The sequence below is a fragment of the Brenneria sp. g21c3 genome (assembly GCF_040240345.1).
Classification (GTDB): domain Bacteria; phylum Pseudomonadota; class Gammaproteobacteria; order Enterobacterales; family Enterobacteriaceae; genus Brenneria.
This window is the reverse complement of the sequence record NZ_JBEIAB010000005.1, coordinates 119,644-134,475: the sequence shown is the minus strand read 5'-3', so window position 1 is coordinate 134,475 and position 14,832 is coordinate 119,644. Positions and strand designations below refer to the sequence as shown.

Genomic DNA, 14,832 nt, shown 5'->3' with positions numbered 1-14,832 from the left:
ACGGTCGATTTAACACGCTGCAGGGTTGAGAACAAATCAGGAACAACTGAAGACGTAAAAGCCGGCATGGTGTTTCTCCGATAAAGAAGAGAGACACCTGCCCGGGGGGGGAAGGTATTCCCCGGGGGACTGGATTGTGACAACCACAATCACATCAATTTCATGCATAGAGTCTGAAACTACCTTCATCACCGTCAAGAGATCTTGTGATTTACTATAAACGCCACGCCTTTATAGCTTAGAACCGTCAATTAATCACTATGATGGCGTATGAATAAAACATTATTTCTCTGACCCAACCGGCAACAGTCGATCCTGTACGACTGACTTCATTACTATCGTTGAGGTTAGTCGCTGAACACCTGGCATACCTGACAGTTGTTCATCATAAAGCCGCTGAAAAGCAGGCAGATCGCGTGAAATAACATGCAGCAGATAATCCGGGTCGCCGAAGAGACGCTGTGCCTGAATAACCTGCGGTATCTCTTTAACTGTTTCCTCAAATTTTCTGACTGCCTGGCGATCCCCGTCACGTAGAGTAACAAAGACAATCGCCGAGAAATTAAATCCTAAGCTAACCGGGTCTAGTTGAGCCCGATAGCCGCGAATGATGCCTTCCTGCTCAAGCGCTTTTACCCGGCGATGACAAGGCGACAAACTCAGCCCGACCCTCTCGGCAAGATCTGTCACAGACAGGCGACCGTCAGTTTGCAGCTCAGCAAGAATTTTAATATCTATCCTATCCAATCGATAATATCTCCCTTTAAATGACCCTTTTTTGGGTGATTTTGAAAACACATTCTAACGATAGAGATATATTCTTGCTACCGAACTTGACGACGTGAAAGAAATGAACAGGAGTCCCAAATGCGTATTTCTGAAAGTATGGCTGAGCAGGAAGAATGGCTGAACAGGGAGATCTCTCACTCATGCCGCTAAGTATGTTTGCTGCATTCTGGGTGGTTTCTATTTTGTTTGTAATTACCCCAGGAGCGGATTGGGCTTACACCATCTCTGCAGGCATTCGTGGGCGAAGAGTCATTCCTGCGGTGCTCGGACTGTTGAGCGGACATCTGATTGCAACTATTGTTGTAGCCGCCGGGGTGGGTACTCTGATTGCCGGTAAGCCAGCCTTGATGGCAGCAATGACTATCACTGGCACATGCTATTTGCTGTGGTTGGGTATTGGTATGCTTTGCCACCCTTCCGTACCCGATTCCGGTGAGAGAAACGATGCTGGTTCACGGATGCAATGGGCGCTTAAAGGGCTCTGCATAAGCGGCCTTAACCCGAAAGTTTTTCTACTGTTTCTGGCCTTGCTACCTCAATTCACAGACATGCACGCCGCCTGGCCGCTATCGATACAGATGGCGGCACTGGGGCTGGTACACATTTTCAGTTGCGGCGTGATTTACCTGCTGGTCGGGTACGGCTCCCAGGCAATACTGCGGACCCGGCCTCGTGCTGCTCAACGTGTCAGCCGGATTTCTGGAACGCTTATGGTTATCATCGCTGTGCTTTTACTGGCAGAGCAGCTTATCTGAGAAAAAATTATGTCTGAGATTACCCTTACACACCTGCAAGAAATGAAACAGCGTGGTGAGAAAATCGCCATGCTGACCTGCTACGACGCCACATTTGCGCATGAATGCAGCCGGGCCGGAGTGGATATGCTGCTCATCGGCGACACATTAGGGATGATACTGCAGGGGCACGACAGTACCCTGCCCGTATCGCTGGAAGACATGGCGTACCACACCGCCAGCGTGAAACGCAGCAGCGCCTCAAGTTTTATCATCTCCGACCTTCCTTTTATGACCTATAACTCACCGGAACAGGCTATGCGCAGTTCAGGTTGCCTGATGCAGGCGGGGGCTCAGATGGTCAAGCTGGAGGGTGGCGAGTGGCTCTGCGAGTCAGTTCGTCAACTAACACGTAACGGTGTACCGGTTTGCGCGCATATCGGCCTGACACCCCAATCCGTCAACGTATTTGGTGGCTTTAAGGTACAGGGACGTAGTCGGGAACAGGCGTTAGTTCTCACTGATGCGGCAATGAAGCTGGAAGAAGCAGGTGCGGCTATGATATTGGTCGAGGCTGTTCCGGCTTCTCTAGGCCGAGCTCTCAGCGAAGCTGTGTCCGTACCTGTGATCGGTATCGGTGCCGGCGCTGGCACAGACGGACAGGTACTGGTATTACATGACATGCTCGGCCTAAGCATAACCGGGCATACACCAAAATTTGTACGCAATTTCATGACCGGGCGGTCAAGTATTCATGCTGCGCTGAAGGCCTACGTTGCCGCGGTAAAAGATGGCTCTTTTCCAGCGGAAGAGCATTGCTATACAGAGCATCTATGACAATTATTTCAAAAAAACAGATTAAATGAGGAGGCCTTATGCCATTCGATTTCGTGCAAGTCGATGCTTTCGCACACCGACCACTTTATGGAAATCCTGCCGCCGTAGTGTTCGACGCCGATAAAATTCCGGCGGAAACCATGCAGAAAATTGCACGCGAGATGAACCTGTCGGAGACGGTGTTCATTCTTAAACCGACTACGCCGGAAGCCGACTACCGTGTCCGGATTTTCAGTCCGATGAGTGAATTACCCTTCGCTGGGCATCCGACGGTTGCGGCAGCCTATTCGGTGCTCGCAAGATACCCGGACAAGGCTAACGCCACGTTGCTACGGCAGGAGTGCGGCATTGGCATAGTACCTGTCGAAGTCATCGCATCCGCATCGGGCCGTTTGCTGCGCATGACCCAAGGCGAGCCGACCTACCGTAACAGCGGGCTTTCATGTGAAACAGTGGCAAAAATGTTGGGCTGTAGCGAATCCGACCTCGCGGAAACTCCCTTTGAGGTTGTCTCGACCGGCGTACCGTGGCTGATCGTCGAACTATCTCGATTCGAAGCCATTTCGGCACTCGCCCCCGACCAGAGCCTGATCGCACGCGAATGCAGGGCCTTGCGCGCGGCGGGCCTTACAGTGTTCGCGGAACGCGATGATGGCGGTCCAGTGCGACTCCGGGTACGGACTTTCGCACCCGGTGAAGGCGTGACTGAAGACCCAGTGTGTGGCTCCGGCAACGGCTGCGTAGCGGCATTCGTCGCTCGTCACAAACACACGGGCGAAGCGGAGGGCAGCTATGTTGCTGAGCAAGGGATCGAAATCAACCGAGATGGCAAGATCTATGCCTCGTGGGAGCACGAAGGTGGAGCACTACGCGTACGTATTGGCGGTGAAGCAGCGGTGGCCGCGAGCGGCCAGCTATTCGTGTAATGATCTGTCGGCTATGCATGTAAAGCCGCAGCCCAGTGCGAGCTGCGGCGGCTATGTCCATTATAATCGGCCCAACAGTTTGCAAATCGTCCCTAACGACTATCTGGCTTGCTGTAACGGGAAGGCCAGATTTCCTCAGGCGAAACACCCAACTCTTCCGCAATCAGCTTTTCCTCTTTGGGCCAGTGCCTTGTGAGAGTATTCGCTAACGTAGAAGAGGCCAGCCCTGCTTTACGTGAAACCGACGCCAGCGAAGTCCCCCGCTTTTTCAACGCCGCAATAATATCGGCGGGATGCCAGTCCTGTTGATTCATTCAGGCACCTCTTCAGAACTTTCAATGAAACATTCGCAAGAGCGGAAAGGAATGGTAAATAGGGCGTAAATCCGGGGGAGGGTTTGAACCATAAGGCAACCTCCAGTGAGTAACAGATCATACCCACCAGAGAGGCTAATCTCATGGGGGTGGAACCGGACGGGGTTAGCCTTACCGGCCTCACTGACACCGGCGCATCTTGGCGTTGCCAGCAAGGTCGTTTTTTATACAACCGTACCAAACCCCACTCATTTTCTAATTTTGGCTCGTGCCATTGCCTGACGTAATTTGGCCACAACACCACTGACATGTTCCCGTGAGGCTATTTGAGGACGAACGGATTGCGTTTGTGTTGACATGGCCGCAGGACGTACCGCCCTGGGTTTGGCCGGGTGGGGAAATTTGCCTGCTGTGAACAATTCGCCATTCCGAGCGCGCTTTATCACCGTCAGCAGCCAGGCAGTCGGGTTATTCAGGTTTCCTCTCGCCATTGTCTGAACAAGGCTATCCAGCACTTGCCGGGCAGCTTCAGCAGGCAATGCGCAAAGCTGAGCGGTGACCCTTTTCCACCAGACTAAAAGCGCAAGGTGTTCCCAACAGATGACTCAGTGAGAAAAGTGGTGTGGCTGGCAATACAGGAGGCATCACAAAAATTGACGATGCCGCTGAGGGACTGGCGACTGGCAATGAGCCGCTTTATTATCAAGTTCGGTGATCGCCTGAACGCTCACCTCTGAGAGAGGCATTTACACACAATTATGTACAGGGTCTGGACGGACCGCTACTGGCGATGTAGCTGCCGCCATTTATAAGGGGTTAGCCCGGTCAGATTTTTGAGCGTGGTCGTAAAGTGGCTTTGACTGGAAAAACCACAGGTTTCAGCAATATCATGTAATGACAGCGCCGAGTTTTTCAGTAAATCCATCGATTTCTCCGCTCTTAATTTCATGACCCAGCGCAGAGGCGTTTCTCCCGTCTCTTTTTGAAAGTTACGTGAAAAATGCCTGACGCTGAGTCCGGCCGCGCCAGCTAAATCGTTTAGCGAGATCTCGTCTGCAAGACGACTGAATACATACTCTTTGACGCGTTTCATGCGCCACTGCGGCAGCGCAATCTGCGGATTATCAAGCTCCGTTCCGGCAATAATAAGCAGTTGGGAAATGATGGACATAATAAGACCATCGGCCAGATAACTATTACTCAATGAGTCCGTGTTCGCACAAAGCCACAGTCGGTTCATCATTTGCTCAACCAGCGGCTCTTCCCAAATATCCGAGGTGAGCGGATCAAAAACATTATCTAAAGTGGTGGGACATGCACCACCAAGGATCATTTTTGTCGTTTTGTTCGGGACGGCAAGCACCAAAACAGTGCGTCGCGCGTTAACCTCCCATTCGCTGGCCGTATTTGAAGGCACAACCAACATCCGTCCCGGACGTGATATCCGGCTGTAATTATGATCATTAATGCTCCATGACCACCGACAGTTGTGCTCGGTTTTTAGTGGTAAGGCAATAATGGTCTCTTCCAGTGCCGGATCCGAAAAGTTGTGGGCATTTTGTTCAACCAGGATCATCCGGAACGGAAACTTTCCTTTGGATTCACGATGCTGCTGTGAAAAGGAAGAGTAGCCGGATTTTTGGTAGAACTCAGAATAAGTTGACCATGTATCGTTACGCATGAGTTTTAAAACCTCAGTAAAAATATGGATGTCATTGAGTCGATAAAGCCATGAGGCAGCTCCCCCCATCTCCCGGATAGAGACAAACGGCATCCTTTTATAGCGAATTTCTTGCAAGAATCGTGCCGGGGAAAGCATGGATGGAAATGCGCCTGGGCGGTTTCTTTTTCTATAAAGACATAAATTACATAAAAAAGACGCAGCGCGCGGTTTTGGCGAAATTAGCCTATGCGTCGCGTTGACAGGTATTCCGAAAATTGAATAGGTTGAACCGAGAGGAAATCGCGAGGAGATGATTGCGTGAGCAGGGATGTTTTATCGAAATATGATGATTATCCGGGAAATGAATTTGGTTAATCGTATGAGCTAATTTTTACAAAGAGAAGTGAAGTATGGTGATGAGCACAGACAAACCTTTGAAAGGTGACCTCCTTGGCGGTCATAATTATTCTGAAATAAAAGATGAGTCTCTGCATCGGGGCCTGTCAAACCGACATATTCAATTGATATCTATTGGCGGAGCAATAGGGACTGGATTATTTATGGGCGCGGGGAAAACCATAAGTATGTCTGGGACATCAATAATTTTCACTTATGCCATTATCGGTTTTTTCCTTTTCCTGGTTATGCGGGCAATGGGGGAGTTATTACTCTCTAATTTAAAGTTTAAATCCTTTGCTGATTTCGCATCCGCTTATTTGGGCCCCTGGGCCGGTTTCTTTATCGGATGGTCTTATTGGCTTACCTGGGTGGTTGGCGCCATTGCGGATTATGTGGTTATTGGTAGCTTTATGCAGTTTTGGTTCCCCGAACTACCAACCTGGATACCGGCGATATCAACCTTACTGTTCCTGGTGTCATTAAATTTATTTACCGTAAAAGTATTTGGGGAACTTGAGTTTTGGTTCGCTTTGATAAAAGTGATTACTATTTGCGCTCTTATTATAACCGGCATCTATTTAATCGCGACTTCGTTCGTTTCGCCAGACGGCGTGCAAGCATCTTTAAGGCATGTGACCAATAAAGAAACATTATTTCCCCATGGGGTTTTTGGTTTCTTCGCTGGATTTCAAATTGCGATATTTTCCTTTGCCGGTATTGAGCTTATCGGTACCACCGCTGCGGAAACCAAGGATCCGACCCGTACTTTGCCTAAAGCGATCAATTCCGTACCGATTAGAGTACTGCTGTTTTATGTCTTGTCGATCATCATTGTTATCTCGGTGTCTTCCTGGGAGTTTATTGCGCCTGACCGGAGTCCGTTTGTTCAATTGTTTATGTTATCAGGCCTTCCCGCTGCGGCCGCGGTGATCAATTTTGTTGTTACATCATCCGCCATGTCTGCTGCCAATAGCGGGGTATTTTCCACTAGCCGGATGCTGTATGGCCTTTCCGTTGAAAAAGATGCCCCGGCGTTATTTAAAAAGCTGGCCAACTCATCAGTACCTGTTCCGGCGCTGCTGTTTTCTGGTTTAAGCATGTTAATCGGAACGACGCTGCTTTTTATCATTCCAAACGTCATGACCGTTTTCACACTGGTATCAACAGTTTCTGCCATTCTGTTTATTTTCACATGGGCGATGATCCTGGTTTCTTACCTGGTTTATCGTAAGAAACGGCCGGAATTACATGCTAAATCAACGTTCAAAATGCCGGCAGGAATATTCATGTCATGGTTTGCTCTGGCTTTCTTTGCTTTTGTGATCGTGCTCCTTTCGCTCGAGCCAGATACGCGTAGAGCGTTGCTGCTTACGCCCCTGTGGTTTATCGGTTTAACCGTGGTTTATCTGGTCCGTTCAAAGTCAGAGAGAAATATTATTTTAAGAAATGGGATCAGGGCGGAAATTAATTAAACCCGGTGAACAACGAAGTTACAAACAATTGGAATATGCGAAATGAACAAATTTTTTGCCGAGAGAATTGAAAGAGTTAAACCTTCTGCTATCCGACAGTTGCTGAAATTCGGTGCGGACCCTGACATTATTTCCTTCGGTGGCGGTTATCCCGATGCAAATATGTTCCCAATTAAAGAGTTGAGTAATATCTATACCAGCTTGCTGTCCGGGCCGGCTGATATTTCGCTGCAATACACGCATTCCGCAGGTATTCCCCGATTGCGCGAACAGGTTGCGGAAAGGATGAATGCCGATGGCGTTGTCTGCACTCAAGAGAATATCCAGATACTTCAGGGGGGGCAGCAAGGCTTGGATCTTGTCGCCAAGTTGCTGATTGACAAGGGAGATATTATTGTCACTGAGGCCCCGACCTTTTTGGGCGCGCTAATAGCGTTTAATCCCTATCAGCCTGAGTACCTTTCCATCCCAATGGATGAGAATGGTCTGATGACGGATGAATTGGAAGCGTGCTTAAAGAAACAGGGTAAAATTAAATTTCTTTATACCGTTCCTGATTTTCATAATCCGACCGGGATCACTTTATCGTTAGAGAGAAGAAAGAAGCTGATCGCTCTGGCAAACGAATATGATTTTATTATTCTCGAAGATACGCCTTATCGTGAAATTCGTTATCAGGGTGAAAAGCTGCCCACAATCAAGAGCATGGATACCGAAGGACGTGTCATTTATCTTGGCAGTTTTTCAAAAACGCTGGCGCCTGGATTACGCATTGGCTGGTCCGTCGCATCGCCATTATTAACAGAGAAGATAGGACTGCTGAAACTGGCCGCCGATACGCAGTGCAGCACGCTAAATATGAGTGCGGTTTCCCTCTATCTTGATACCTATGATATCGATAGGCACATTGAAAATGTTCGTCGCGTTTATTTACGCAAAAAAGAGCTAATGCTGAATACCATTGCTGAAACATTTCCAGATAATGTTCGTTTTACCAATCCAAGCGGCGGAATGTTCACATGGATGGCGTTCCCTGAAGGGTTTAATACCGAAGCCTTTTTAATAGAGAAATCGGTTCCCCTGGCCCAAGTAGCCTATGTCCCTGGCGGAAGTTTCTTTGCCACAAAACAGCAAAACAACTACGCAAGATTGAGTTATTCGACGCATACTGACGCAAACATAGTCAAAGGAATCTCTTCTTTAGGCGCTTTACTTAAGTCGGTGCTTTGATATACCAATGATGCAGGGACGCATATGTCAGCTAAAGTGAGGCTAATATGTTTGACGATCTTGAAAGGATAAGAATGATGATGATTTATTTTGCCATCATTGTTTTTTATTCAGGTTTTTTTAAGAAAAGCATAGTAAAGGTTGTCAGGTTTATTCTCCTTACCTTGAAGCGGAACTTTATCAATCATTTTTAAATGCATTTATGTTAGTGGCGGATTATTTGCAGCAGGGAGCGGTATGCATTATGCCTGGCTGCAAACCTGGTGAGTAAGTTGGAAATACATAGAGGTTTTTAACCAATTCGATGAACACGCAGACTGCTTTGAAGATAACTTTCCCGTCAGAACTGTTACGTACGGCACAGGGTTTGATTGCCGCCGCCAGTTTTAGCCTGCTGCTTGCCGGGACCAATTTAACCACGCCGCTGATACCCCTCTACAAAAATGTATTGGGGTTCACTCCTTTCCTGATGTCGCTGACGTTTGTCTGCTATGTCGGCATTTTGATTGGCGTGCTGCTCGCGCTGGCGAAACCTTCGGTTGTCAGATGGTCGCCTTACTTTATCTGCGCGGCTTTGTCGATGGCCATCCTTTCCGACTTACTGCTGGGAACGGCGACGGAAAGCGGCATTCTTGCCGGCCGGGCGATAGCGGGTATTGCCGGTGGTCTTGGTACGGGAGCGGCGGCGGCGCTGGTCGTCGCGGCGCTAGGCGTCAAGGGGCGTTCATTATCGGCGACGGGCAACTTGGTTGGCGCGGTGCTGGGGACATCATTGTCGCAGTGGTGCGTGAATCATTTGGGTGAGATATCAATGCATCTGGTTTTTTATATTCATGCCGTCGCCAGCTCCGTTCTGCTGATTTTATTAGCCATGGTTTTAATTTGTAATCGAAATACCAATCAAAATATTCTTACTCATCGTAAATCGCAAAATACCGCAATAAAATTCTCGGCTTTTGATTACCTTGTGCCAATCGGCGTCGGATGCGTATCGTGGATTGCAATTAGTACGGCGATCGTTTTTCTTCCGTCCTTTTTTGATTCTCTTCATATGATGGCGGCAAGCAGATATGGCGTTATTGTCATGCTGGTATTTTGTGCGGCGGGGCAATTAGGCAGCCCGTGGCTTACCGGGAAAATGCCTTCGGCGTCGGGTATCATTTCTCTGCTTGCCGGCGTTTTTTTAATCATCCTTTCAGGAGTGATCCGCTCCTCGGAGACGGCGATTATCGCCTTCGGCATCATCGGGTTGGGGGTTGGAATATCCTATAGACTGTGTCTGATAATGATTACATTGGGCGTATCGGCATCGGAACATGGCGCTCGAAGTTCTTATTATGCCGCGGTAACCTATTGCGCCGCAGCATTAGTTATATTATTGGCTGGTATGCTGGGTAATTTTGTCGGCTTAATAGAGATTGTCTATCTTCTTTTCTTTGTAATCCTCGTCTCTTGTTCTTTATTTTTCTTTAAAGCACCACGTCTTAAGGATGCCATTGAAGTGCATAAGGTTAACTAACCGCATTAAAAAGAAAACAGATGACTTATCAACCCATATATTGCGAGAAACGGCACCGCTGGTTTGAATTTAAATTTTTGTTTTATATTGTTTTTTGCAAATTAAAAATAGAATCGATATGAGGCCTTGATTAGGCCCTACGTTGAAAAAAGTGGCCTTTTGATGAAAGCAACTCGCTAACACTGTCGATAGTATCAAGTTACAAGCCTCACTTATATTTTGTGATAGACAAGATAATTCCGGGGAAACGATTTATGAATCAGCAAGGCATACAGCATGACCCGAATGTTTCTTCTACAGTGGAATCACCTTTATCCGAGGCTATTCTTTCCTGTGAAAACTTGGTCATGAACTTTGGTTTATTTCGAGCGATAAATGATTGCTCCATTTCTATAAATAAAGGAGAAATAACGGGTTTGGTTGGGCCAAATGGCGCAGGAAAAACAACGTTATTTAATTTGATTGCCGGCGCTTATACGCCAAGTTTCGGGAAAATAATTTATCAGGGTAAAGATATTAGTCAGTTAACGCCCGACCAGCGTTTTCATCAGGGATTGGTCAGAACATTTCAGATCCCTCATGAATTTCATCATCTTTCCGTGCTGGAAAATTTAATGATGGTCGCGCCAGGGCAACCGGGAGAATCATTACTGACTAATTGGTTACAGCCAAAAAAAGTTGAAAAGTTTGAGGAAGATATCCGTAATAAGGCATGGGAAACACTGGCCTTTCTCGAATTGACCCATATTGCTCATCAACGCGCCGGACAAATTTCCGGAGGACAAAAGAAATTACTGGAACTTGGCAGAACCATCATGACGGATGCCGAGTTGGTATTGCTGGATGAACCTGCCGCAGGCGTAAACCGTACGCTTTTAAGAAAGCTGGAGGAAAAAATCCTCTATCTGAACCAGGTTCGCGGCTATAGCTTTATTTTAATCGAGCATGATATGGGCATGATTGAACGCCTGTGTCATCCGGTTATCTGTATGGCGGAAGGACGCGTGCTTATCGAAGGCGATTTCGCCGCCGTCCGTTCCGATCCCCGCGTATTAGAAGCCTATCTGGGTGAATCCGGGAGTGCCGTCGCATGAGTGCATTATTAAGCGTCAAACAGGTTTGTGGGGGATACGGAGACACCGATATTCTTTTCGATCTCTCTATGGAAGTTTCCCGCCGGGAAATCGTCGTCATCGTTGGTCCGAACGGCGCCGGCAAATCAACGGCCATGAAATCTATTTTTGGGCTTATCAACATTCGTTCCGGTTCGATAAGGGTTGGAAATACCGAACTTGTTGGTAAACCAACAAACCAGATTGTTAATTCCGGCGTTTGTTATGTACCCCAGGTAAATAATGTTTTTGCCGATATGAGCGTGCAGGAAAATCTTGAAATGGGCGCCTTTCTGAAATCGGGTAAGGCGGATATCAACGCGTCGGCCGAACGTATCTATCAATTATTTCCTGACTTAAAACAGAAAAGAAAAGCCCTTGCCGGCAGTTTATCCGGCGGTCAGCGTCAGATGGTCGCGATGGGGAGAGCGTTAATGCTGGATCCTGAAGTTCTGCTATTGGATGAACCTACAGCGGGCCTGTCGCCAAAGTATATGGAGCAAATCTTTCGGCTTTGCCGCGATATTCGCGATACGGGCGTGGCGATTTTGTTGGTAGAGCAGCATGCAAAACAAGCTTTAGCATTTGCCGATCGTGGTTATGTCCTGGCTTCAGGACGTAATCGGCACGAAGGCACCGGGGCCTCATTACTGGCTGATAAACAGGTTGCAGAAATGTTTTTGGGTGGCTAATTTGATGGACTTTATTAATTTCTATTTGATCCCCGGTATCGTTCAGGGTTCCATCTATGCGCTGGGCGCTATCGGTATTACCCTGGTTTACTCCATTATGCGTCATGGGCATTTTGCTCATGGCGACCTGTCGACGTTCGGCGCATTCCTGGCGTTATTTTTTACTACTACGCTGGCATTACCATTATATGCGGCATTATTGCTTGCGATTATGTTCACCGGATTGATTGGCGTCGGCCTGGACCGTTTATTTTATGCCAACTTGCGCAACAGGCCGAAAATTATTACGACCATCGCTTCGTTTGGCGTGGCGCTGATGCTGCGCTCCGTGGTTCAGGTTGTCTGGGGCGTGAATACCGAAAATTACGTTCAGGGTATTTCTCGTCCGGCTAACTGGTTTGGCGTGCGCATTAAAGAAGATGAAATTATTACCATCGCGGTGGTCTTGGGAATTGTTTTTATACTGAATTTTTTCCTTACCCGAAGTAAATGGGGCAAGGCGATGCGCGCGATGTCGGACAATCCTGATTTAGCGCTCTTGTCGGGGATAGATAATAAAAAAGTTATCACTCTGACCTGGATGATTGTCGGCGGATTATGTGCGGCGTCAGGATTTCTTCTCGGCCTTAATTCCGAAGTCAAATCGATGATGGGCTGGAATATGTTATTGCCGATGTTTTCCGCCGCAATTCTTGGCGGCGTAGGACGAATAAGCGGTGCGGTAGTCGGCGGATTTATCGTCGGTATTGCCGAAGAAATCTCCGTCTTATTCTTGCCGGCCGAATACAAAATGGTTAGCGCCATCGCCATTCTGTTATTGGTATTGTTAATCAGACCTACAGGCATATTCCGTGGGAAAATACTGTAAAAGAGGATATCTTTATGGAATGGCTTAATTACCCGGTATATTTGGCGATTTTTGTTTGTATTTACGGCTGTCTTGCGATTGGTCTGAATATTCAATGGGGATATGCGGGGCTATTTAATGCGGGGGTCGCTGGTTTCTTTGCGGTCGGGGCATACTCTTCGGCTATATTAACCTCCCCGGCGGTAGCAGGCCGATTAGGCGGCTTTGAATTACCTGTTATTTTGGGCATGGTCGGCGCCATGTTTTTTTCCTGTTTGCTGGCATGGCCGATAGGAAAAATATGCTTAAGGTTTCGATCGGATTATTTATCTATCGTTTCATTAGGATTTGCCGAAACCATTCGCCTGGTTGCGCGTTCGGAAGAGTGGCTGACTAATTCCGCTCGGGGAATTAGCGGCGTACCCAGACCTTTTGGCGACTTTTCTTATGCGTCTTCGCAATGGGCCTATCTTGCACTTAGCGCCGTCATTTTGCTGGCGGTCTATCTATTGATTGAGCGTCAGGCCCGCTCGCCCTGGGGAAGAATGATGCGGGCGATTCGTGATAACGAAATTGCCGCTCGCGCCATGGGTAAAAATGTCGCCAAACGTCAACTGGAAGCCTTTATTTTGGGCTCAGCCCTTATGGGATTGGCCGGGGCGCTCTACGTACATTTTACCCGGGCGATCACGCCTGACGCCATTGACCCGATGCTGATCACCTTTTTAGCCTGGATTATGGTCATCCTGGGCGGTTCCGGTAATGGGCGCGGCGTTCTGATAGGGGCGCTGATTATATGGGTTATCTGGTCGTGTTCTGAATTAGTGACCGATCAGCTTCCGGCCGAATGGGCATTAAAGGCGAAATATATCCGCTTATTTTTAATCGGCTTGTTATTACAGATAGTGCTGCGCTTTCGTCCTGAGGGTCTATTGCCGGAAGTATTACGTAAAGCGCCGCGTAACAACAATGAACCTGTTTTAGATAACGGCAAAGAAAAGTAGTACATAGGGCGGTAAATTGTATTGGCGAAAAGCACGTCTCGCTAATTTAAATAAATATTCATTCGGGGGATGTATGAAGAAAAAATATCTGGCATTGGGTTTATGCTCGGCTTTGATGGCAACATCATCTTTTGCCGATGTTAATATTGGCCTGCTTGGCGGTATGACGGGCGGCACTGCGGCCATGGCTCCCCAAATTATGAAGGCTTACGACCTTGCAATAAAACAGGTTAATGAGCAGGGCGGTATTCTCAAGGGAGAAAAACTGATCGGGATTACTGCGGATGATGGCTGTAATCCACAGCTTGGCGCCGATGCCGCCTCTAAAGTGGTTAATGTTTCGCGGGTGATAGCCGTTGCCGGTCCGTGGTGTTCCGGCGCGGTATTGGCGGCGGCAAATTCAGTCACCATTCCCGCCGGCGTGGTGCTTGTCACCCCGGCGGGGACATCGCCCCAAATTACCGCGTTAAAAGATAACGATCTGGTATTCCGTACCGTGGCTTCGGATGAGTATCAGGGACAGGCGTTGGCCCGCACATTGCTCAAGAGAGGAACAAAAGAGGTTGCGGTTTCTTTTCTGAATAACGATTACGGCAAGGGATTGGCTGAATCCTTTAGAAAAGAATTTGAAGCTAAAGGCGGCAAAATTTCCGGCTATGCGGCCCATGAAGAAAACAAAAGTTCATATCGTACCGATCTCGCCAGCCTTGCCAGGGCGGGCGCCGACACCCTGGTCATTTTTGACTATGCGGATACTTCCGGACTGACCGTCATGCGCGAAGTGCTGGAAAATGACTTCTTCCAGAATATCGTCGGCGGCGAGGGCATGAAAACGTCGACGTTGATTAAGTCACTGGGCGCGGAAAATTTATCGACGTTACTTGTCTCTTCGCCGGTGAGTACCACCTCCACGGCGTCAGAGCTGTTTAACCAGCAATTTAAAGCGGTAAGCGGCGATCCGAACGCGGTTTTTACTAATACCGGTTATGACGCCGTATTTATGCTGGCATTGGCGATAGAAAAGGCCAAAGGCGATAAAGCCGGGATTTCTTCTGCGCTAAGGGCCATTTCCGGTACAGAGGGCGATGCCATTTTGCCCGGCGAATGGAGTAAGGCCAAAGCCCTGATTGACTCCGGCAAACCGATTCATTATCAAGGCGCGTCTGGTTCACTGAGTTTTGATGCCAATGGCGATGTCCCTGGTTCATACGCCTTATTTAATGTTGCAGATCAAGACTATAAGTTGATCAGCAACATGGAGTAAATTTTTAAGCGGCCCCCCTCCGGTTGATGG

The 14,832-nt window shown here is 48.1% G+C and carries 14 protein-coding genes and 1 pseudogene; 12 read left to right on the top strand and 3 right to left on the bottom strand.

All coding sequences use genetic code 11. The annotated features are described in order from the left end of the window. Positions 1 to 282: 282 nt before the first annotated feature. Positions 283 to 747, bottom strand: a complete 465-nt coding sequence (locus ABRZ28_RS09990; RefSeq protein ID WP_330520184.1) for an Lrp/AsnC family transcriptional regulator — start codon at positions 745 to 747, stop codon at positions 283 to 285. Positions 748 to 929: 182 nt separating this feature from the next. Between ABRZ28_RS09990 and ABRZ28_RS09985 the strand changes: the two genes are divergently transcribed. The 3 genes from ABRZ28_RS09985 to ABRZ28_RS09975 are packed head-to-tail and all read left to right on the top strand — an operon-like array spanning position 930 to position 3,286. Further along, a complete protein-coding gene (locus ABRZ28_RS09985) occupies positions 930 to 1,544 on the top strand; it encodes a LysE family translocator (RefSeq protein WP_330520272.1) in 615 nt (204 codons plus the stop codon). Positions 1,545 to 1,553: 9 nt separating this feature from the next. Beyond that, positions 1,554 to 2,360 carry a 3-methyl-2-oxobutanoate hydroxymethyltransferase gene (panB, locus tag ABRZ28_RS09980; protein WP_330520183.1) on the top strand — a complete coding sequence of 269 codons (807 nt, stop codon included), beginning with the start codon at positions 1,554 to 1,556 and terminating at the stop codon, positions 2,358 to 2,360. 38 nt (positions 2,361 to 2,398) lie between these two features. Then, entirely contained in the window at positions 2,399 to 3,286 is an 888-nt protein-coding gene (locus ABRZ28_RS09975) for a PhzF family phenazine biosynthesis protein (RefSeq protein ID WP_330520182.1), read from the top strand. Positions 3,287 to 3,378: 92 nt separating this feature from the next. Here ABRZ28_RS09975 and ABRZ28_RS09970 read toward each other — a convergent pair whose 3' ends face one another. Beyond that, a complete protein-coding gene (locus ABRZ28_RS09970) occupies positions 3,379 to 3,600 on the bottom strand; it encodes a helix-turn-helix domain-containing protein (RefSeq protein WP_330520181.1) in 222 nt (73 codons plus the stop codon). Positions 3,601 to 4,178: 578 nt separating this feature from the next. On the opposite strand from ABRZ28_RS09970, the pseudogene ABRZ28_RS09965 reads away from it, so the two are divergent. Then, a pseudogene (locus tag ABRZ28_RS09965) lies at positions 4,179 to 4,337 on the top strand (IS256 family transposase); the annotation flags it as partial. 44 nt (positions 4,338 to 4,381) lie between these two features. Here the strand turns inward: ABRZ28_RS09965 and ABRZ28_RS09960 are convergent. Next, a complete protein-coding gene (locus ABRZ28_RS09960; protein WP_330520180.1) occupies positions 4,382 to 5,419 on the bottom strand; it encodes a helix-turn-helix domain-containing protein in 1,038 nt (345 codons plus the stop codon). A 260-nt stretch (positions 5,420 to 5,679) separates the two neighbouring features. On the opposite strand from ABRZ28_RS09960, the gene ABRZ28_RS09955 reads away from it, so the two are divergent. From ABRZ28_RS09955 to ABRZ28_RS09920, 8 genes are all read left to right on the top strand, one after another. Beyond that, entirely contained in the window at positions 5,680 to 7,134 is a 1,455-nt protein-coding gene (locus ABRZ28_RS09955) for an amino acid permease (protein WP_330520179.1), read from the top strand. A 42-nt stretch (positions 7,135 to 7,176) separates the two neighbouring features. Beyond that, positions 7,177 to 8,364: an aminotransferase-like domain-containing protein gene (locus tag ABRZ28_RS09950; RefSeq protein ID WP_330520178.1), complete on the top strand. Its 1,188-nt coding sequence runs from the start codon at positions 7,177 to 7,179 to the stop codon at positions 8,362 to 8,364. Between the two features lie 304 nt (positions 8,365 to 8,668). Continuing rightward, complete coding sequence (locus tag ABRZ28_RS09945) at positions 8,669 to 9,883, top strand: MFS transporter (RefSeq protein WP_330520177.1); 1,215 nt, start codon at positions 8,669 to 8,671, stop codon at positions 9,881 to 9,883. Positions 9,884 to 10,137: 254 nt separating this feature from the next. After that, positions 10,138 to 10,977 (top strand): ABC transporter ATP-binding protein, encoded by an 840-nt coding sequence (locus ABRZ28_RS09940; RefSeq protein WP_330520176.1) that lies wholly within the window; start codon positions 10,138 to 10,140, stop codon positions 10,975 to 10,977. Further along, positions 10,974 to 11,687, top strand: a complete 714-nt coding sequence (locus ABRZ28_RS09935) for an ABC transporter ATP-binding protein (protein ID WP_330520175.1) — start codon at positions 10,974 to 10,976, stop codon at positions 11,685 to 11,687. Before ABRZ28_RS09940 ends, ABRZ28_RS09935 begins: the two co-directional genes overlap by 4 nt. Positions 11,688 to 11,691: 4 nt before the next feature. After that, positions 11,692 to 12,555 (top strand): branched-chain amino acid ABC transporter permease, encoded by an 864-nt coding sequence (locus ABRZ28_RS09930; protein WP_330520174.1) that lies wholly within the window; start codon positions 11,692 to 11,694, stop codon positions 12,553 to 12,555. 14 nt (positions 12,556 to 12,569) lie between these two features. Continuing rightward, positions 12,570 to 13,538, top strand: a complete 969-nt coding sequence (locus ABRZ28_RS09925; protein ID WP_330520173.1) for a branched-chain amino acid ABC transporter permease — start codon at positions 12,570 to 12,572, stop codon at positions 13,536 to 13,538. 115 nt (positions 13,539 to 13,653) lie between these two features. Then, positions 13,654 to 14,802 carry an ABC transporter substrate-binding protein gene (locus tag ABRZ28_RS09920; protein WP_330520172.1) on the top strand — a complete coding sequence of 383 codons (1,149 nt, stop codon included), beginning with the start codon at positions 13,654 to 13,656 and terminating at the stop codon, positions 14,800 to 14,802. The last annotated feature ends 30 nt before the right edge of the window (positions 14,803 to 14,832 follow it).

Bases quoted from the DNA above. Each gene is read 5' to 3' on its own strand.
- ABRZ28_RS09985 (WP_330520272.1), top strand. From the start codon at position 930: ATGCCGCTAAGTATGTTTGCTGCATTCTGGGTGGTTTCTATTTTGTTT.
- panB (WP_330520183.1), top strand. From the start codon at position 1,554: ATGTCTGAGATTACCCTTACACACCTGCAAGAAATGAAACAGCGTGGT.
- ABRZ28_RS09975 (WP_330520182.1), top strand. From the start codon at position 2,399: ATGCCATTCGATTTCGTGCAAGTCGATGCTTTCGCACACCGACCACTT.
- ABRZ28_RS09970 (WP_330520181.1), bottom strand. From the start codon at position 3,600: ATGAATCAACAGGACTGGCATCCCGCCGATATTATTGCGGCGTTGAAA.
- ABRZ28_RS09960 (WP_330520180.1), bottom strand. From the start codon at position 5,419: ATGCTTTCCCCGGCACGATTCTTGCAAGAAATTCGCTATAAAAGGATG.
- ABRZ28_RS09955 (WP_330520179.1), top strand. From the start codon at position 5,680: ATGAGCACAGACAAACCTTTGAAAGGTGACCTCCTTGGCGGTCATAAT.
- ABRZ28_RS09950 (WP_330520178.1), top strand. From the start codon at position 7,177: ATGAACAAATTTTTTGCCGAGAGAATTGAAAGAGTTAAACCTTCTGCT.
- ABRZ28_RS09945 (WP_330520177.1), top strand. From the start codon at position 8,669: ATGAACACGCAGACTGCTTTGAAGATAACTTTCCCGTCAGAACTGTTA.
- ABRZ28_RS09940 (WP_330520176.1), top strand. From the start codon at position 10,138: ATGAATCAGCAAGGCATACAGCATGACCCGAATGTTTCTTCTACAGTG.
- ABRZ28_RS09935 (WP_330520175.1), top strand. From the start codon at position 10,974: ATGAGTGCATTATTAAGCGTCAAACAGGTTTGTGGGGGATACGGAGAC.
- ABRZ28_RS09930 (WP_330520174.1), top strand. From the start codon at position 11,692: ATGGACTTTATTAATTTCTATTTGATCCCCGGTATCGTTCAGGGTTCC.
- ABRZ28_RS09925 (WP_330520173.1), top strand. From the start codon at position 12,570: ATGGAATGGCTTAATTACCCGGTATATTTGGCGATTTTTGTTTGTATT.
- ABRZ28_RS09920 (WP_330520172.1), top strand. From the start codon at position 13,654: ATGGCAACATCATCTTTTGCCGATGTTAATATTGGCCTGCTTGGCGGT.